At 64.2% G+C, this 19,080-nt stretch carries 17 protein-coding genes; 1 reads left to right on the top strand and 16 read right to left on the bottom strand.

What is annotated here, in order from left to right:
- Window positions 1-94 precede the first annotated feature (94 nt).
- On the bottom strand, window positions 95-1,021 hold the full coding sequence (locus tag FB481_RS01490; RefSeq protein ID WP_147174863.1) for a M23 family metallopeptidase: 927 nt from the start codon (window positions 1,019-1,021) through the stop codon (window positions 95-97).
- 90 nt (window positions 1,022-1,111) lie between these two features.
- Between FB481_RS01490 and FB481_RS01485 the strand changes: the two genes are divergently transcribed.
- Window positions 1,112-1,570: a DUF721 domain-containing protein gene (locus tag FB481_RS01485; protein WP_147174862.1), complete on the top strand. Its 459-nt coding sequence runs from the start codon at window positions 1,112-1,114 to the stop codon at window positions 1,568-1,570.
- A 180-nt stretch (window positions 1,571-1,750) separates the two neighbouring features.
- On the opposite strand, the gene lpxC is transcribed toward FB481_RS01485, so the two are convergent.
- From lpxC to rsmH, 15 genes are all read right to left on the bottom strand, one after another.
- Window positions 1,751-2,662, bottom strand: a complete 912-nt coding sequence (lpxC, locus tag FB481_RS01480; RefSeq protein ID WP_013792645.1) for a UDP-3-O-acyl-N-acetylglucosamine deacetylase — start codon at window positions 2,660-2,662, stop codon at window positions 1,751-1,753.
- A gap of 112 nt (window positions 2,663-2,774) precedes the next feature.
- Entirely contained in the window at window positions 2,775-3,965 is a 1,191-nt protein-coding gene (gene ftsZ, locus FB481_RS01475; RefSeq protein WP_013792646.1) for a cell division protein FtsZ, read from the bottom strand.
- Between the two features lie 77 nt (window positions 3,966-4,042).
- The gene (ftsA, locus tag FB481_RS01470; protein WP_147174861.1) at window positions 4,043-5,290 is read right to left on the bottom strand and encodes a cell division protein FtsA; all 1,248 of its coding nucleotides are present in this window, start codon (window positions 5,288-5,290) and stop codon (window positions 4,043-4,045) included.
- 22 nt (window positions 5,291-5,312) lie between these two features.
- A complete protein-coding gene (locus FB481_RS01465) occupies window positions 5,313-6,167 on the bottom strand; it encodes a cell division protein FtsQ/DivIB (RefSeq protein ID WP_013792648.1) in 855 nt (284 codons plus the stop codon).
- A 2-nt stretch (window positions 6,168-6,169) separates the two neighbouring features.
- Window positions 6,170-7,120: a D-alanine--D-alanine ligase gene (locus FB481_RS01460; protein WP_147174860.1), complete on the bottom strand. Its 951-nt coding sequence runs from the start codon at window positions 7,118-7,120 to the stop codon at window positions 6,170-6,172.
- On the bottom strand, window positions 7,117-8,523 hold the full coding sequence (murC, locus tag FB481_RS01455) for a UDP-N-acetylmuramate--L-alanine ligase (RefSeq protein ID WP_049792726.1): 1,407 nt from the start codon (window positions 8,521-8,523) through the stop codon (window positions 7,117-7,119). Before murC ends, FB481_RS01460 begins: the two co-directional genes overlap by 4 nt.
- Before the next feature lie 34 nt (window positions 8,524-8,557).
- Window positions 8,558-9,628, bottom strand: coding sequence for an undecaprenyldiphospho-muramoylpentapeptide beta-N-acetylglucosaminyltransferase (gene murG / locus FB481_RS01450; RefSeq protein WP_147174859.1), 1,071 nt, complete (start codon window positions 9,626-9,628; stop codon window positions 8,558-8,560).
- Window positions 9,618-10,841, bottom strand: coding sequence for a putative lipid II flippase FtsW (gene ftsW, locus FB481_RS01445; protein WP_147174858.1), 1,224 nt, complete (start codon window positions 10,839-10,841; stop codon window positions 9,618-9,620). The genes murG and ftsW overlap by 11 nt, the downstream gene beginning before the upstream one ends.
- Entirely contained in the window at window positions 10,841-12,187 is a 1,347-nt protein-coding gene (gene murD / locus FB481_RS01440; protein ID WP_147174857.1) for a UDP-N-acetylmuramoyl-L-alanine--D-glutamate ligase, read from the bottom strand. Before murD ends, ftsW begins: the two co-directional genes overlap by 1 nt.
- Before the next feature lie 7 nt (window positions 12,188-12,194).
- Window positions 12,195-13,277 carry a phospho-N-acetylmuramoyl-pentapeptide-transferase gene (gene mraY / locus FB481_RS01435; RefSeq protein ID WP_147174856.1) on the bottom strand — a complete coding sequence of 361 codons (1,083 nt, stop codon included), beginning with the start codon at window positions 13,275-13,277 and terminating at the stop codon, window positions 12,195-12,197.
- Entirely contained in the window at window positions 13,278-14,657 is a 1,380-nt protein-coding gene (gene murF / locus FB481_RS01430; RefSeq protein WP_147174855.1) for a UDP-N-acetylmuramoyl-tripeptide--D-alanyl-D-alanine ligase, read from the bottom strand. It lies immediately after the preceding gene.
- Window positions 14,650-16,113 carry a UDP-N-acetylmuramoyl-L-alanyl-D-glutamate--2,6-diaminopimelate ligase gene (locus tag FB481_RS01425; RefSeq protein ID WP_147174854.1) on the bottom strand — a complete coding sequence of 488 codons (1,464 nt, stop codon included), beginning with the start codon at window positions 16,111-16,113 and terminating at the stop codon, window positions 14,650-14,652. Before FB481_RS01425 ends, murF begins: the two co-directional genes overlap by 8 nt.
- A complete protein-coding gene (locus FB481_RS01420) occupies window positions 16,113-17,849 on the bottom strand; it encodes a penicillin-binding protein 2 (RefSeq protein ID WP_167363138.1) in 1,737 nt (578 codons plus the stop codon). Before FB481_RS01420 ends, FB481_RS01425 begins: the two co-directional genes overlap by 1 nt.
- Window positions 17,849-18,142: a cell division protein FtsL gene (ftsL, locus tag FB481_RS01415; protein WP_013792658.1), complete on the bottom strand. Its 294-nt coding sequence runs from the start codon at window positions 18,140-18,142 to the stop codon at window positions 17,849-17,851. The genes FB481_RS01420 and ftsL overlap by 1 nt, the downstream gene beginning before the upstream one ends.
- A complete protein-coding gene (rsmH, locus tag FB481_RS01410; protein ID WP_147174853.1) occupies window positions 18,139-19,080 on the bottom strand; it encodes a 16S rRNA (cytosine(1402)-N(4))-methyltransferase RsmH in 942 nt (313 codons plus the stop codon). Before rsmH ends, ftsL begins: the two co-directional genes overlap by 4 nt.

Genomic DNA, 19,080 nt, shown 5'->3' with positions numbered 1-19,080 from the left:
GAAGGGGGCATTCTACCCGGAAACGGAATTGAAGAAAGAGCGCGATTGGCACAGGGCCATCGGCACAGGGCAAGCCGGCCTTGACCGGCTTTTGTCAGGGCTCGTCGCTGACGCGGGCGATATAGCTGTGCGGGTTGACCAGCTCGCCGCTGCGGGTGACTTCGAAGTGCACGTGGTTGCCGGTCGAGCGCCCGGTGCTGCCGACCGTGGCGATGGCCTGACCACGCTGGACCAGATCGCCGACCTGTACCTTGTTGCTGCGGTTATGCGCATACAGGGTGACATAGCCGTCGGCGTGGCTGATTTCCACGGTGTTGCCATAACCATTGCGGCGCCCGGCGAAGGTCACCACGCCGGCACCGACCGCCACCACGTCGCTGCCGGCCTTGGCGGCGAAGTCAACGCCCTTGTGCACGCTGACGCGTCCGGTCAGCGGGTCGATACGCCGCCCGAATGGTGACGACACGTAGCCTTGCAACACCGGATGGCCGGAGAGCATCGTCGCCTCGTCGAGACGACGGTCGGCGAGCAGCTGTTCCAACACTTCGAGCTGCTGCTCACGGCTGTCCATGCGCAGGGCCAGCTCGTCGAGCGTGCTCATGAACGGCGGTGGCGCGTAGGCCGCGCTGCCAAGCGGTTCCTCAGGACCGCCCTGCCCCACGCCAAGAGAAAAATCGAACTCACTGGCATCCAGTTCGGCCAATTCGGTAAGCCGCTCGCCCAGAGCGTCGAGCCGGGTCAGGCGCGCCTGCAGCTCGGCAACGTGTGCGGCGAAGGCATCGAGCTGACGCTGGGCATCGATCTTCACCGCGCCAACTTCCTCGCGCTGGGCATCAAGAGCCTGGCTGACCACATCGCTGTTCAGTACCGGCACCGATTGCGGCGCAATCCACGCCCCCAGCGCTGCACCGCCGCCCACCGCCAGAACGACCAGCAGCACCGCACCGGCCAGCAGCCAGCGCAAATCGAGGCTGAGCGAGCGCGCGGCGCCGTGGCGCCTGCTGAGCAAAATGATGTGCATGACATCCCCATTTCGAAAAAAGTGGAACCCGAGCGGTCAGCAGAGGTTCTGCTACCATGACGGCCCCAAAAACGTCGCAGGCTTCCTGCCATGAGTTTTCGTCCCTTGCCGGCCAAGGCGCCCGCCGCGCTCCTGCGCGAGGCGAAGCCGCTGAAAGCGCTGTTCAGCCAGGCTCAACGCCTCGACCACCTGCAGCAGGTGGTGGAAAGCCAGCTGCAGCCTGCCGCCCGTGAACACTGTCGCGTGGCATCGTGGCGTGAAGGCTGCCTGCTGCTGATCGTCACCGATGGCCACTGGGCCACGCGGCTGCGTTATCAGCAAAAACGCCTGCAACGGCAGTTGCAGGCGCTCGAAACGTTCGCGACCTTAACGAAAATCCTCTTCAAGGTGCAACCTCCGAGCGGCGAGAAACGCCAGGCGCCACGGCCCTTCGAGCTCTCCGACAGTGCCGCCGACAACATCCAGGAAACCGCCGAAGGGGTCAGTGATCCGCGCCTGAAGGCTGCCCTGGAGCGCCTCGCCAGTCACCGCCGTCGCAGCGATTCCTAGACCCTTCAGCCAGTTAGATTCGCCAAACAGCGAGCGCCATAAAAATGGCAGCTCGGTTGACAGCGTCTGCCCAACCCGCGCTGGGCCTGCCTCTGGCCGTTTGTCGGGCCACTTGAGCGCGGTATAAAAAAAGGCCACCCGAAGGTGGCCTTGAAAGAGATAAAGCTAGGAGAGAGTGCCTTACACCGCCGCAGCCGGGCGCATGTAAGAGATCGGAGCAGTGTCGGCGTCTTCGAACGTCACCGTTTCCCAAGCATCCGGCTGTGCGATCAAGGCTCGCAGCAGGCGGTTGTTCAGGCCATGGCCGGATTTGTAGCCGCGGAACTCACCGATCAGGCTGTTGCCGAGCAGATAGAGGTCACCGATCGCATCGAGAATCTTGTGCCTGACGAATTCGTCCTCGTAACGCAGGCCGTCTTCGTTGAGCACACCGTCTTCGTCCACCACGATGGCATTGTCCACACTGCCGCCGCGCGCCAGGTTGTGCGAACGCAGAAATTCGATATCACGCATGAAACCGAAGGTGCGGGCACGGCTGACTTCCTTGACGAACGAGGTGCTGGAAAAATCGACACTCGCGGTCTTGGTGCGGTCGTGGAATACCGGGTGATCGAAGTCGATCTCGAAACTCACCTTGAAGCCATCGAACGGAACGAAGGTGGCGCGCTTGTCGCCGTCCGTCACGGTCACTTCACGGGTGATGCGGATGAACTTCTTGGGGGCGTCCTGCTCTTGCAGACCAGCCGACTGAATCAGGAAAACAAAGGGACCCGCACTGCCATCCATGATCGGCACTTCACAGGCGGAGAGCTCGACGTAGGCGTTATCGATGCCCAGGCCTGCCATGGCCGAAAGCAGATGCTCGACCGTATCCACCTTGACATCACCATTGACCAGCGTGGTCGACATGGTGGTCTCACCAACGTTCAGGGCGTGCCCCTTCACCTCCACCACAGGGTCAAGGTCGGTACGACGGAACACGATACCGGTATCCACCGGAGCCGGCTTCAGGGTCAGGTAAACCTTCTCCCCGGAATGCAGGCCGATACCCGTGGCGCGGATGATGTTCTTCAGGGTGCGTTGTCTGATCATGGGTCTGGCCGCTATTACGCTAGGTGCGAATTGTTTTCAACAAAGGCTGGCGATGATAGCAGAACCGACCTTTGCTGAACACCAATCACCCTTATACTCCTGATAGATTTCATTAATCCGCCTGACGACGCAGGAATGCCGGAATGTCCAAGTAATCCAGGTCGTCCTGCGGATTCATTTTCGCCGCAGTGGCTGCGCCACCATGGCTCTGACGCTGAACGGTCGGGCGCTCGTAGTCCTTGTAGTTGACGTTCTGCTCGGCGCGAACCGGAGCGGCTACCGGGGCAACTGGCTGTGCGGCGGCGACCTGAACGGTATTGTCGACGACCTTGACCGGCTTCTCCATGCGCGCGCCCAGACCGGTGGCAACCACGGTCACGTGCAGCTCGTCGCGCATGTCCGGATCGATCACGGTGCCGACCTTGACGGTAGCGTGCTCGGAAGCGAACTGTTCGATGATGTTACCCACATCGGAGTACTCACCCAGGGACAGGTCAGGGCCAGCGGTGATGTTCACCAGGATGCCGCGGGCGCCCTGCAGGTTGACGTCTTCGAGCAGCGGGTTGCGGATGGCCGCTTCGGTGGCTTCACGCGCACGGTTCGGACCACTGGCGCAGCCGGTGCCCATCATCGCCATGCCCATTTCGCTCATCACGGTCTTCACGTCGGCGAAGTCGACGTTGATCATGCCCGGGCGCTTGATGATGTCGGAGATACCACGCACGGCACCGCTCAGCACGTCGTCGGCCTTGGAGAAGGCGGACAGCAGGCTGGCGTCCTTGCCGAGAATGGTCAGCAGCTTCTCGTTGGGGATGGTAATCAGCGAGTCAACGCTTTCCTGCAGCGCGCGGATGCCTTCGTCGGCGATCTGCATGCGCTTGCGGCCTTCGAACGGGAACGGACGGGTCACCACCGCAACGGTGAGGATGCCCAGCTCCTTGGCCACTTCGGCAATCACAGGTGCTGCACCGGTACCGGTACCGCCGCCCATGCCGGTGGTGATGAACACCATGTCGCAGCCCTGCAGCACTTCAGCGATGCGCTCACGGTCTTCGATGGCTGCCTGACGGCCAACTTCCGGGTTGGCGCCAGCGCCCAGACCCTTGGTGACGCCAGTACCGAGTTGCAGCACGGTACGTGCGCCGATGTTCTTCAGTGCCTGAGCATCGGTGTTGGCGCAAATGAATTCGACGCCTTCGATGTTGCTCTTGGCCATGTGGTTGACTGCGTTGCCACCGCCACCGCCGACACCGATAACCTTGATGACCGCGCTTTGCGGAAGGTTGTCTACGAGTTCAAACATGGTCTCTCTCCTGTATTTTCTAGTTTTTAACGCCTAGTGCCGACAACGCTGCACACGCCCGTGCCGCGTCGCCCGCCTTAGAAATTGCCCTGAATCCAGCGCTTGAGCCGTTCCAGAGCGGGTGCCTTGGTTTCATCACCGTACCCGCCATTGCCGGGCATCGGGATGTCGTCGGACTGCTTGCGCAGGCCATACATCAACAGGCCAACGCCCGTCGAGTAAATAGGGTTGCGGACCACATCGCTGAGGCCTTTGACACTGTGCGGCACGCCCAGGCGCACCGGCATGTGAAAGATTTCTTCAGCCAGCTCAACCGCGCCTTCCATCTTCGCCGTACCACCGGTAAGCACGATGCCCGCCGGGATCAGGTCCTCGTAGCCGCTGCGGCGCAATTCGGCCTGGATCAGGGTGAACAACTCGTCGTAACGCGGCTCGACCACCTCGGCCAAGGACTGGCGCGACAGATCGCGCGGCGGACGATCACCGACGCTCGGCACCTTGATGGTTTCGCCGGCGCCGGCCAGCTTGGCCAGGGCGCAGGCGTAACGGATCTTGATCTCTTCGGCGTACTGGGTCGGGGTACGCAGTGCCATGGCGATGTCGTTGGTGACCTGGTCACCGGCAATCGGGATTACCGCGGTGTGACGGATAGCGCCTTCGGTGAAGATGCAGATGTCGGTGGTGCCGCCGCCGATGTCGACCAGGCACACCCCCAGCTCTTTCTCGTCGTCGGTCAGCACCGCATAGGCGGAAGCCAGCTGCTCGAGGATGATGTCGTCGACTTCCAGGCCGCAACGGCGCACGCATTTTTCGATGTTCTGCGCCGCGTTCACCGCGCAGGTGACCACGTGCACCTTGGCTTCCAGGCGTACGCCGGACATGCCCAGGGGCTCGCGCACGCCTTCCTGGTTATCGATCACGTAGTCCTGCGGCAGGGTATGCAACACACGCTGGTCGGCAGGAATGGCGACGGCCTGGGCAGCGTCGAGCACGCGCTCCAGGTCGGCGCTGCTCACTTCACGATCACGGATGGCGACGATACCGTGGCTGTTCAGGCTGCGGATGTGGTTGCCGGCCACGCCGACGAATGCCGAGTGGATGCGGCAGCCCGCCATCAGCTGGGCTTCCTCCACTGCGCGCTGGATCGACGCCACGGTGGACTCGATGTTGACCACCACGCCCTTCTTCAGGCCGCGCGATGGGTGAGTACCGATGCCAACGATTTCCAGCTGACCATCAGCGGTCACTTCGCCTACCAGCGCCACCACCTTGGAGGTGCCGATGTCGAGGCCGACGATCATCTTGCCGCTCTGCACGTTTGCCATGTTTCCTGCCTTCTCTCTCTATTCACTGCACTGCAGCGGTGTCGACCGCCGCAGGTGCCGGCGGCTCGCGCCACGCGACGGCCAGGCCGTTGGCGTAACGCAGATCGACCCGCGCGATGTTGTCTTTCTGATCCTTCAGCGCCTTGCTGTAGATAGCGCCGAAACGACGTATTTTTTCCACCAGATGGTCGCGCCCCAGCAGCACTTCGATCCCCTGCCCGGTGGACAGGAACCAGCTGCCCCGCTCACGCAGCTCCAGGCGCGTCACGGTAAAACCCATGGGGCGCAGCATCTGGCTGAGTACCTGATACTGCTGCATCACTTGCTGCTGGGCGCGTTTCGGGCCGACCAGCTGCGGCAAATTCTCGTAGTGCGCCAGTTCCCGTGGCGCGAACGCCTGGCCCTGGTTGTTGAGCAGCGCCTCGTTGCCCCAGCGGGCGATCGGCAGTTGCTCTTCAAGGCGCACCACCACCTGATCGGGCCACACACGGCGAACTTCGGCGTGAGCAATCCATGGCATCTGCTCCAGTTCATGGCGCATACCGACAAGGTCGACACTGAAGAAGCTCGCACTCACAAAAGGTTCAATGCGTTGTTGGACCGATTGCTGGCTGATGTAGCTCAGGTCGCCTTCCACGCTGATCTTGGCGATGGGCCGGTCGGCGTAAGGCAGCAGACGCAGCGACAGTTCATAGGCGCCAAAGCCCAGCACCAGCAGCATCACCGGCCAGGTCAGGCGCTTGAACAGGCTGAAATTCGGCCGCGGCAAACGCGCACTGATCGGCTCCTTGGCCACCAGGCGGCTGGCGCCACGCGGTACGGCCTTGCCGCGTAGCGGCGTGCCTGAACCTGGCTGATGACGAAGGACGGCGCCCATGCTTACCCCCGAGCCTCGACGCTGTCAGCGAGAATCGCCAACACCAGCTGCTGGAAATCCAGACCGGCCGCCTGCGCCGCCATCGGCACCAGGCTATGGTCGGTCATACCCGGAACGGTGTTCACCTCCAGCAGCCAGAAGCGGCCGTCGGCGTCCTGCATCACGTCGGCGCGGGCCCAGCCCTGGGTGCCAACGGCTTCGCAGGCGCGGGCGGTCAGGGCCTTCAGCTCGGCTTCCTTGTCAGCCGACAGGCCGCAGGGCACGCGGTACTGGGTGTCATTGGCCAGGTACTTGGCGTCGTAGTCGTAGAAGCTGTGTGGCGTGCCCAGGGCGATCGGTGGCAGTACCTCGCCGCGCAGCATGGCGATGGTGAACTCCGGGCCCTGGATCCACTGCTCGACCAGCACCTGGCTGTCGTAGCAGGCAGCGTCCTGCCAGGCGGCGATCAGGGAGTCGACGTCGCCGACCTTGGCCATGCCGATGCTCGAGCCTTCGTGGGCCGGTTTGACGATCAATGGGAAGCCCAGCTCGTAGGCGGCGCGGCGGCAATCGTCGGCGCTGCTCAGCACCGCGTGACGCGGCGTGGACAGCCCCAAGCTCTGCCACACCTGCTTGGTGCGCAGCTTGTCCATGGCCAGGGCCGAAGCCAGGATGCCGCTGCCCGTGTAAGGAATGCCGGCGCACTCGAGCAGGCCCTGCATGCTGCCGTCCTCACCCCCACGGCCGTGCAGCACGATAAAGGCGCGGTCGATCTTCTCGCTGGTCAGACGCGCCAGGAAATCATCGCCCACGTCAATGCCGAAGGCGTCCACACCGGCGCTCTGCAGCGCGCTGAGCACGGCATTGCCGGACTTGAGCGACACTTCGCGCTCGGCGCTCTTGCCGCCGAACAGTACGGCAACGCGACCGAAGGCGGCGCCCGGCAGTTGTGATTTCAGGGTTTCAGCACTCATTTCCCTTGACCTTGCGCGCGAAACAGCGGGCTCTGCAGCAGTTGGGGGGCCACGCCACCGATGTCACCGGCGCCCTGACACAGCAGGATGTCGCCAGCACGCAGCAGCGGCTTGATCAGCGGCGCCAGGTCGGCACCGCGCTCGATATAGATGGGGTCCAGCTGACCGCGCTGGCGGATGCTGTGGCACAGCTGACGGCTGTCGGCACCGGGGATCGGCTCTTCGCCGGCCGGGTAGACCTCCATCAGCAGCAGCACGTTGGCATCGGTCAGCACCTGCACGAAATCGTCGTACAGATCGCGGGTACGGCTGTAGCGGTGCGGCTGATAGACCATCACCAGGCGACGCTCCGGCCAGCCGCCGCGCACGGCCTTGATCACCGCCGCCACTTCGCGCGGGTGGTGGCCGTAGTCGTCGACCAGCATCACTTCGCCGCCTTCGACCGGCAGCTGACCGTACACCTGGAAGCGCCGGCCGACGCCCTGGAACTGCGACAGGCCCTGAACGATGGCCTCGTCGCTGATGCCTTCGTCGCTGGCGATGCAGATGGTCGCCAGGGCGTTGAGCACGTTGTGGTTGCCCGGCATGTTCACCGATACGTCCAGCGGTTCGCAGTCCGGGCGCAGCACGGTGAAGAAGGTCTGCATGCCCTGCTGGCGCACGTTGATGGCGCGCACGTCGGCGTCTTCGCTGAAGCCGTAGGTCAGGGTCGGGCGACCGACCTGGGCGAGAATCTCGCGCACCACCGGATCGTCCACACAGAGCACAGCCAAGCCATAGAACGGCAGGTTGTGCAGGAACTCGATGAAGGTCTTCTTCAGTTTGTTGAAGTCGCCCTCATAGGTACTCATATGATCCATGTCGATGTTGGTCACCACCGACACCATGGGCTGCAGGTGCAGGAAGCTGGCGTCGCTCTCATCAGCTTCGGCGATCAGGTAGCGACTGGAACCCAGCTGGGCGTTGGTGCCCGCGGCGTTCAGCCGGCCACCGATCACGAAGGTCGGATCCAGGCCGCCGGCGGCGAACACCGAAGCCAGCAGGCTGGTGGTGGTGGTCTTGCCATGAGTGCCGGCCACAGCGATGCCATGGCGGTAGCGCATCAGCTCGGCCAGCATCTCGGCGCGCGGCACCACGGGGATGCGACGCTCCAGGGCAGTGGCCACTTCCGGGTTGGAGGTATTGATTGCGCTGGAAACCACCAGCACATCGGCGCTCTCGGCGTTCTCGGCACGGTGGCCGATGAAGATCTGCGCGCCGAAGTTTTCCAGGCGCTCGGTCACAGCCGAGGTTTTCAGATCGGAGCCGGACACTTCGTAGCCCAGGTTGAGCAGGACTTCCGCGATACCGCACATGCCGGCGCCGCCGATACCGACGAAGTGAATGCGGCGGATACGGCGCATGCGCCGCACTTCTGCCTTGACCGCTGCGGGAGACTTAGCCACGGGCCACCTCCAGACAAACATCGACAACGGTACGGGTAGCATCGGGCTTGGCCAGGCGACGTGCGGTGCTGGCCATTTGTTTGAGTCGTTCGGGGTGCATCAAGACCTCGGTCAGCTGCGCTGCCAGATCGGCAGCGTCAGTGGAACGTTGCGGCAGAAGAACGGCGGCACCGTCCTTCGCGAGATAGCTGGCGTTGCGCGTCTGGTGATCGTCGATCGCGTGGGGCAACGGCACCAGGAAAGCCGGCAGACCGGCGGCAGCCAGTTCGCTGACGGTCAGCGCACCGGAGCGGCAGACCACCAGGTCGGCCCAGGCGTAGGCGCGGGCCATGTCGCTGATAAAGGGCGCGACCTGCGCTTCGACGCCCGCTGCGCTGTATCGTTCGGCGGTCACCTCGGCGTGTTGCTTGCCGGCCTGGTGGAAGACTTCCGGACGCAACTCGGCAGATACTTGTGCCAGCGCCTCCGGCAGCAGTTTGTTCAGCGGTTCGGCGCCCAGGCTGCCACCGAGAATCAGCAGACGTGGCCGACGGTCGGTCAGCGAATCGCGCGGGGTTTCCAGGAACAGCTCTTCGCGCACCGGGTTGCCGGTGGTACGACGCTTGTCGGACGCAGCGAAGGTATCGGGGAAAGCCTCGCAGACCCGGCTGGCGAATGCCACCAGGCTGCGATTAGCGGTACCAGCCACGGCATTCTGTTCGTGAATGATCAGTGGCACGCCGGCCAGCTTGGCAGCCAGGCCGCCCGGGCCGGTCACGTAGCCGCCCATGCCGAGGACGCAGACCGGTTGCAGCTCGCGCACCACCTTGCGGGCCTGGAACAGTGCCTTGATCAGTTGCAGCGGCGCCTTGAGCAGCGACAGTTTGCCTTTGCCGCGCAGGCCACTGACGTTGATCAGGTGCAGCGGCAGACCAGCCGCCGGCACCAATTCGTTCTCGATGCCGCGCGGTGTGCCCAGCCAGTGCACACGATAGCCGCGCGCCTGGAATTCGCGGGCGCAGGCCAGCGCCGGGAACACGTGGCCGCCAGTGCCGCCGGCCATGATCAATACGTTACCGGCCATGCTGCACCTCCCGCTCGGGCTCGAGGAAGTCGCTCTCGTCGAATTCGATGTCTTCGTTGCCCAGGCCGTTGCGTGCTTCCCACTCGATGCGCAGCAGCAGCGCCAGGCTGACGCAGCAGATCACCAGGGACGAACCGCCGTAGCTGAGGAACGGCAGGGTCAGGCCCTTGGTCGGCAGCAAACCGATGTTCACGCCGATGTTGATCAGGAACTGGCCGATCCACAGGAAACCCAGGCCGAACGCCACATAGGCGGAGAAGAACTGCTTGGCCTTCTCGGCCCACAGGCCGATGTACAGCGCGCGTACGCTGACGAACACGAACAGGCCCACGGTCGCCAGCGCGCCGACCAGGCCCAGCTCTTCGGCCAGAATGGAGAATACGAAGTCGGTGTGGGCTTCAGGCAGGTAGAACTGCTTCTGGATGCTGTTGCCCAGGCCAACGCCCAGCCACTCGCCACGGCCGAAAGCGATCAGCGCCTGGGTCAGCTGGTAACCGGAGCCGTACTGGTCGGCCCAGGGATCTGTGAAGGTGATCAGACGCTGCAGGCGGTATTCCTGGCTCTGCACCAGCACGAACACCGCGCCGACTGCCAGAGCCACCATCAGCAGGAAGCGGAACAGGCCGACGCCGCCGAGGAACAGCATGGCCATGGCCGCGCCCATCATGACAACCGTGGCACCGAAGTCGGGCTCGAGCAGCAGCAGGAAGGCCATCGGCAGCAGCACCACGAAGGGCTTGAAGAAACCGGCCCAGCTTTCACGCACTTCTTCCTGACGACGCACCAGGTAGCCAGCCAGATAAAGCACCACGAAGACCTTGGCGATCTCCGACGGCTGGATGTTGAAGGCGCCGAAACCGATCCAGCGCTTGGCGCCGTTGACCTCACGGCCAATGCCGGGCAGCAGCACCAAGACCAGCAGCACGATGGCGATGATCAGCATCACCCAGCTGTGACGTTGCCAGGTGGACAGCGGGATCATCAGCACCACGCCGGCTGCGCCCAGGCCGATGGCCAGATAGATCAGGTGGCGGATCATGTAGTACAGCGGGCTGCCGGTGTTGGCCGCCGCCACTTCGGTGGAGGCCGAGGAGATCATCACCAGGCCGAGACCGAGCAGCGCCAGGCAGCCGGCGAGCATCGCGAAGTCCATGTCCATCAGGCCACGACGGCCGAACAGTGGGGACGGATAGGGGCGCAGGAAGGACAGCATCAGTTAAGCTCCTCCACTGCCTGGGCGAACAGACGTCCGCGCTCTTCGAAATTCTTGAACATGTCCAGGCTTGCGCAGGCGGGCGACAGCAGGACGGCGTCGCCGCTCTGGGCGATGGCAGCAGCGCGCTCGACGGCGGCCTGCAGGCTGTCGACACGAATGATGTCCACCGCGCCATCGAACACCGCAGCCAGCTTGTCGGCATCACGGCCGAGCAGCACCACGGCGCGGCAGTGAGCGGCAACCGGCTTGCGCAGGCTGGAGAAGTCGGCGCCCTTGCCGTCGCCACCGGCGATCAGCACCAGCTTGCCGGCGATGTCCGCGCCCAGGCCTTCGATGGCCGCGAGTGCTGCCCCGACATTGGTGGCTTTGGAATCGTCGTAGTAACTCACGCCCGCGCGCTCACCGACCCACTGGCAGCGGTGCGCCAGCCCGGTGAACTGCTTGAGGGTTTCCAGCATGGCCGCCATAGGCAGGCCCACGGCATGGCCCAGCGCCAGCGCCGCCAGGGCGTTGGACTGGTTGTGCGCGCCACGCACCCTGAGTTCGCGTACCGGCAACAGCGCGTCGAATTGATAGGCCAGGTATTTTTCGCCGTTCTCTTCGAGCAAGCCGAAGCGCTTGAAGTCCGGCTTGCCGAGGCCGAAGCTCCAGCACGGTACCTGATCGGCGATCATCGGCCGCGACAGCGGATCGTCACGGTTGACCACCACCTGACGCGCGCCGCGGAAGATGCGGTGCTTGGCCAGGTGGTAGGCCGGCAGATCGGCGTAGCGATCCATGTGGTCTTCGCTGACGTTCAGGCAGGTGGCCACTTCAGCGTTGAGCAGCTCAGTGGTTTCCAGCTGGAAGCTGGACAGCTCGATCACGTAAAGCTCGACGTCATCAGCTAGCAGATCCAGCGCCGGCGTGCCGAGGTTGCCACCCACGGCGACCTTGCGGCCGGCCGCGGCGGCCATCTCGCCGACCAGGGTGGTCACGGTGCTCTTGGCATTGGAGCCGGTGATGGCGACGATCGGCGCCTTCGCCGCGCGGGCGAACAGGTCGATATCGCCGGACAGCTTGACGCCGCGTTTGGCCGCTTCCTGCAGCGCTGGGGTAGCCACGGCCAGGCCGGGGCTGATCAGCAGTTCACTGGCACGACTCAGAAATTCCACGTCCAGCTCGCCACAACGCACTTCGACCTGCGGGAACTGTTCGCGCAAGGTGCTCAGCTCCGGCGGATTGGCACGGGTGTCGACCACGGCGAAGCGCACGCCCTGACGCGCGAGGTAGCGCACCAGGGACATACCGCTCTTGCCGAGGCCGACAACGATGCGGAATTGGTCGGAAGCGATCAGGCTCATGCTCTCCTCAACGCAGTTTCAAAGTAGCGAGGCCGATCAGCACCAGAATGACGGTGATGATCCAGAAACGAACGATGACCCGTGGCTCGGGCCAACCCTTCAACTCGAAATGGTGGTGAATCGGTGCCATGCGGAACACGCGCTTGCCGGTCAGCTTGAAGCTGGCGACCTGGATGATCACCGACAGGGTTTCCATCACGAACACGCCACCCATGATGAACAGCACGATTTCCTGACGCACGATCACGGCGATGGTGCCCAGCGCGGCGCCCAGCGCCAGCGCGCCGACGTCGCCCATGAACACCTGCGCTGGGTAGGTGTTGAACCACAGAAAGCCCAGGCCGGCGCCGATCAGCGCGCCGCAGAACACGATCAGCTCGCCAGCGCCCGGCACGTAGGGAATCAGCAGGTATTCGGCGAACTTCACGTTGCCCGACAGGTAGCAGAAGATGCCCAGGGCGCCGCCGACCATTACGGTGGGCAGAATCGCCAGGCCGTCGAGGCCGTCGGTGAGGTTCACCGCGTTGCTGGAGCCGACGATCACGAAATAGGTCAGCACCACGAAACCGATGCCCAGCGGGATGCTGACATCCTTGAGCAGCGGCACGATGAAGGTGGTTTCGATCGGGCTCTGCGCAGTCATATAAAGGAAGACAGCAGCGCCAATGCCGAACACCGACTGCCAGAAGTACTTCCAGCGGCTCGGCAGGCCGCGCGAGTTCTTCTCGATCACCTTGCGGTAGTCGTCGACCCAGCCGATGGCGCCGAACAGCAGGGTGACGATCAGCACGACCCACACGTAACGGTTGCTCAGGTCAGCCCACAGCAGGGTGCTGATGGCAATGGCCGAGAGGATCAGCGCGCCACCCATGGTCGGCGTGCCTTTCTTGGACAGGTGCGATTGCGGGCCGTCGTTACGCACGGTCTGGCCGATCTGGCGGATCTGCAGGGTACGGATCATCCACGGGCCCAGGCACAGCGCCAGCACCAGCGCGGTCAGCACGCCGAGAATCCCGCGCAGGGTCAGGTACTGAAAGACCGCGAAGCCCTTGTAGAACTGTTGCAGATACTCTGCCAGCAGCAGCAGCATTTAGTGACTCTCCCCACTGTCGCCACACAAGGCGGCGACGACGTTTTCCATCGCGGCGCTGCGTGAACCTTTAATTAGAATGGTGCTGTCGCCGGGCTCGGCGCGTACCGCGTCGATCAGCGCGGCCTGATCGGCGAAATGCCGACCCTCGGCGCCAAAGGCCTGCACGGCGTGTTTCATCTGCGAGCCAACCGCGTACAGCACGTCGGCGCGGCCGCGGGCGTATTCGCCCACTTCGCGGTGGCCCTGCTCGGACCACTCGCCCAGCTCGCCGATGTCGCCCAGCACCAGCACCTTGCGACCGGCAAAGCCGGTAAGGATGTCGATGGCGGCGCAGATCGAAGCCGGGTTGGCGTTGTAGGTATCGTCGATCACCCGGGCGCCGTTTTGCGCCAGTTGCGCCACGGCGCGGCCCTTGACCGGCAGCAGGCTCTCGAGACCGTTCTTGATGGCCACCAGCGGCACCGCCAGGGCATGGGCGGCAGCGGCAGCGGCCAGTGCATTGGCCACGTTGTGCTCGCCAAGCAGATTCAGTTGCACGCGGGCCTGGCCTTCGTGGCAGAACAGCGTGAACGCCGGGCAGCCGCGCGGATCGCGGCTCAGCTCACGGGCATGGAAGTCAGCACTGGCGTCGCGCAGGGCGAAGCTCAGTACGCGGCGGCCGGTAGCGCGCTTGACCCAGCGCTCGAACGCCACGTCGTCACGATTAAGCACGGCCACGCCATTATCGCTCAGGCCTTCGATGATCTCGCCCTTGGCCAGCACGATGTTCTCAGGGCCGCCGAACTCACCGACGTGGGCGTTACCGGCATTGGTAATGATGGCCACCTGCGGCTTGGTCAAGCCAACGGTGTAGGCGATCTCGCCGATACCCGAAGCGCCGAGCTCGATCACTGCGCCGGTGTGCTGCGGGCCCAGCTCCAGCAGAGTCAGCGGTACACCCAGTTGATTATTGAGGTTGCCACGGGTCGCCAGCACGGCGCCGCCGTCTTGGGCAAAGGCTGCACGCAGGATGGCCGCGAGCATTTCCTTGACCGTGGTCTTGCCGCTGGAACCGGTCACGGCTGCCAGTAAGCCGCCGTAGGCCTGACGATTGAGCGCGCCGAGCTGGCCGAGCGCCAGGGCGGTGTCGGCGACGACCAGCTGCGGCAGGTCAACGCCCGCCACTTCGCGCGACACCAGCGCAGCGACGGCGCCCTTGGCAGCGACCTGGGCCAGGTAGTCATGGCCGTCGAAGCGCGGGCCGCTCAGGGCCACGAACAGCTGGCCCGGCACGAGGCTGCGGCTGTCGGTGCTGACCGCCGAGAAGGCGCAGTCGGCACCAACCACACGGCCACTCAGAGCACTTGCCACGTCGCTCAACCGCAGGGCCTTAAGCATGTGCCGCCTCCCATGCATCCAGCGCGCGGCTGGCTTGCTGCAGATCGGAAAACGGCTGGCGGACGCCGTCGATTTCCTGATAGTCCTCATGGCCCTTGCCGGCCAACACCACCACATCGCCGACCTGGGCTTCGCCAATCAGCTGGGCGATTGCATCGCCACGGCCGTGTACGAAGCGGACCTGATCAGCGCTACGGAAGCCTTCGCGAATGTCGTCGAAAATCTGTGCGGGCGCTTCAGTACGTGGGTTGTCGTCGGTAACCAGCGCGGCATCGGCCAGGCGCTCGACCACTTCAGCCATCAGCGGGCGCTTGCCGCGATCACGGTCACCGCCGCAACCGAACAGGCACAGCAGGCGGCCGGTCACATGGGGGCGCAGTGCACCCAGCACCTGCTCCAGCGCGTCCGGGGTGTGGGCGTAGTCGACCACCACCAGCGGCGCGTCCTGGCCGCCTAGGCGCTGCATGCGGCCAATCGGCCCCTGCAGACACGGCAACACCTTGAGAATTTCGTCCAGCGGGTAGTCCATGGCGACCAGAGCACCGACCACGGCCAGCAGATTGCTCAGGTTGAAGCGGCCCAGTAGCGAACTGCGCAGGCTGCCTTCGCCACGTGGGGTGACCAGCGTAGCCCGCACGCCCTGGTCGTCGAAATGAATGTCGCGGCAGAATAGGTAGGCGCTCGAATCCTGCAGGCTGTAACCGATCAGCCGGGAGTCACGCTCCTGAGCAGCCAGTTCGCGACCCATGGCGTCGTCAAGATTGATAACGCGAGCGCGCAGGCTAGGCCAGGCGAACAGTGCAGCCTTGGCAGCCTGATAGGCTTGCATCGAACCGTGGTAGTCGAGGTGATCGCGCGACAGGTTGGTGAACACCGCCACGTCGAAATCCAGAGCGGCCACGCGGCCCTGATGCAGGCCATGGGACGACACTTCCATGGCGATCGCACGGGCACCTTGCTTCTTAAGACCAGCCAGAGTCGCCTGTACGCCGATCGGATCCGGCGTGGTGTGCATGCCCTGGGCCAGCGCGCCGTAGAAGCCGTTGCCGAGGGTGCCAACGATGCCGCAGGGTTCGCCGAGCAGATCCAGCGCCTGGGCCAGCAGCTGGCTGACGCTGGTTTTACCGTTGGTGCCGGTGATGCCGACCATGTGCAGGCCGCGGCTCGGCTCGCCATAGAAGCGCCCGGCGATGGCCGACAGTTGGCCGGCCAGGCCCTTGATGGCGACCAGCTCGGCGCTTTCGGCAGTCATCGGCAGCGAGCCGTCGGTTTCATAAGCAACTGCCGCCGCACCGCGGGAAATTGCATCGGCGATATGTACGCGACCGTCCTGACGAGTACCGGGCACGGCCAGGAACAGGTCGCCTGGGCGCACCTGGCGGCTGTCGAGGGTCAATTCGCGGATCAGTACGCCGCTGCTGGCCTGAGGCAGAAGCTGATTCAATGGCATGGGCATCAGCCGCGCCCTCCATTGCTAGCCGCCGCCGGCGCATCGGCTTTCGCCGCGGCGGTTTCGGGCAGGTTGTCCGGGGTAATGTTCATCAGGCGCAGGCCGCCGGCCATGACGCGGCTGAATACCGGTGCCGATACCAGGCCGCCGAAGTAGCCGCTCTTGCTCGGCTCGTCGATGACCACGGCCACCGCGATGCGTGGGTTGCTGGCTGGTGCGAAGCCGGCGAACAGCGAGCGATAGGCATTGGCTTGGTAGCCTTTGGTACCCGAGGCGGTCTTGCGCGCCGTGCCACTCTTGCCGGCCACGTGGTAACCCGGAACCTGAGCGCGGAACACGCCACCTGGGGCCTCGATAACCTGTTGCAGCATGCCCTGCAGGGTGTGGGCGACGTCTTCAGGAATCACCTGCACGCCGTCACGTACGCTGTCGGTGCGGGTCAGCGACATCGGTACGCTACGACCGTTATTGCCGAGCACCGCATAGGCGTGGGCCAGCTGCACGGCGGTCACGGACAGGCCGTAACCGTAGGACAGGGTCGCGGTTTCCGCCTTGCGCCACTCACGGTGGTTGGGCAGGTTGCCGACGCGCTCGCCAGGGAAACTCAGGCCGGTGTCCTGACCGAGGCCGACCTGCTGCATCACGTCATAAATAGCCGCGCCGCCAATATCGAAGGCGACCTTGCTCATGCCCACGTTACTGGACTTGATCAGAATGCCGGTCAGATCCAGCACACCTTCCGGCGCGCGCGATACGTCCTTGATGGTGTAACGGCCGATCTGCAGCGTACCGCCCTGCACATCGACCTTGTCGGTCGGTTTCCAGCGCCCAGTTTCCAGGGCGGCGCTCATGGAGAACGGCTTCATGGTCGAACCCGGCTCGAACACGTCGATCATGGCGCGGTTACGCATGGCCGCCGGTTGCAGGTTGCGACGGTTGTTGGGGTTGTAGGTCGGCTGATTGACCATGGCGAGGATTTCACCGGTCTTCACGTCGAGCATCACCAGGCTGCCGGCCTTGGCGCCGAACTCGACCAGCGCGTTGCGCAGTTCACGGTGCGCCAGATACTGCAGACGCAGGTCGATGGACAGCGCCAGCGACTTGCCGGCCTTGGCATTCTGGGTGACCTGCACATCGCGGATCAGACGACCGCGGCGATCCTTGAGCACCTGACGCTTGCCCGGCACGCCGGCCAGCCAGTCTTCGAACGCCAGCTCGACACCTTCGCGACCGTGGTCGTCGATATCGGTAAAGCCGACCATGTGCGCTGTGACTTCGCCGGCCGGATAGAAACGACGAAACTCTTCGATGGAGTAGACGCCCGGCACCTTGAGGTCGAGCACGCGTTGACCCTGCTCGGGGGTCAGGCCGCGCACCAGGTACATGAACTCGCGCTCAGCGTTGGCCTGCAGACGCTGTGCGAAGGCATTGGGCTCCTGGCCCAGGGCCGCTGCCAGCACCGGCCACTGCGCCTTGCCAGCCTGCAGCTCCTTGCCGTTGGCCCACAGCGTGGTGACCGGCGTACTGACCGCCAGCGGCTCGCCGTTACGGTCGGTAATCAGGCCACGATGCGCCGGAATCGGGATATGTCGCACGCTACGCGCATCGCCATGAGCCTTGAGGAAGTCATGGTCGAACACATGCAGCTCGAAGATACGTGCGGCGATGGCCGCGACCATCAGCGCCAGCAGCAACATGACTAGACGGAAACGCCATGGGTACAGAGCACCCTCGAGCTTCATCATGGCGCCACCATGCGCACTTCGGCGGCGTCGGGAATGCGCATTTTCAGCTGTTCGCTGGCCAGGGTCTCGATACGATTGTGGGCGGTCCAGGTGCTCTGCTCGAGGATCAAACGGCCCCACTCGGCCTGCGCCTTGTCGCGCACGCTGAGCTCGCCGTACAAGCTGTTGAGCAGTTGACGATTCCAGTGCGCGCTGTAGGACACCGCCAGCGCGGAGCCCAGCACGGCGATGAACAGCACCAGCATCAGCAGGCTGCCCTTGGGGAAGCGCTTGGCGCCCACGCCGCTCATCGCAGCTTCTCCGCGACACGCATGACCGCACTGCGCGAACGTGGGTTGGCCTTGAGCTCGGCCTCGGAGGCGAACTGCGGCTTGCCGATCAGCTTCAGGCGTGGCTCGAAGGCTTTCGGAATGATCGGCAGATCACGCGGCAGCTTGTCCATCTCGCCCTTGGCGTGCTTGCGCATGAACTGTTTGACGATACGGTCTTCCAGAGAGTGGAAACTGATGACCACCAGACGACCACCGATTTCCAAATTCTCCAGCGCCGCATCGAGGCCGCGCTCCAGATCACCCAGTTCGTTATTGACGTGAATGCGCAGCCCCTGGAAGGCGCGGGTTGCCGGGTTCTTGCCCTTCTCCCAGGCGGGATTGGCCACTGTCAGCACCTGGGCCAGATCGGCGGTGCGCTCGAACGGCTGCTCCTGGCGACGGGCAACCACGGCGCGAGCCATGCGCTTGGCGAAACGCTCCTCGCCGTATTCCTTGAATACGCGGGCGATTTCGTCTTCGTCGGCAGTAGCGATGAACTGCGCCGCGCTGACGCCGCGCGACGGATCCATGCGCATGTCCAGGGGGCCGTCATTCAGGAAGCTGAAACCGCGCTCGGCATCATCCAGCTGCGGCGAGGACACGCCAAGATCCAGCAGAATGCCGCTGACCTGACCGGCCAGGCCGCGGACAGCGAGCTCGTCGGCAAGTTCCGCAAAGCTTCTCTGTACAACGACAAAGCGGCCGTCTTCGGCCGCTAGCGTATTTCCAGTCGCGATTGCGAGAGGGTCCTTGTCGAACCCCAGCAAGCGACCGCCTGGCCCAATCCTCTCCAGGATCAGCCGGCTGTGCCCACCCCGCCCGAACGTGCCATCCACATAGCAGCCATCGGTGCGCAGCGAGAGCGCCGCAACGGCTTCCTCGAGCAACACGGTGATATGGCGGAAGGTAGAGGTCAT

Source organism: Pseudomonas sp. AG1028 (assembly GCF_007993955.1).
Classification (GTDB): domain Bacteria; phylum Pseudomonadota; class Gammaproteobacteria; order Pseudomonadales; family Pseudomonadaceae; genus Aquipseudomonas; species Aquipseudomonas straminea.
The sequence above is the reverse complement of the archived record's forward strand: the minus strand, read 5'-3'. Positions and strand labels throughout refer to the sequence as shown.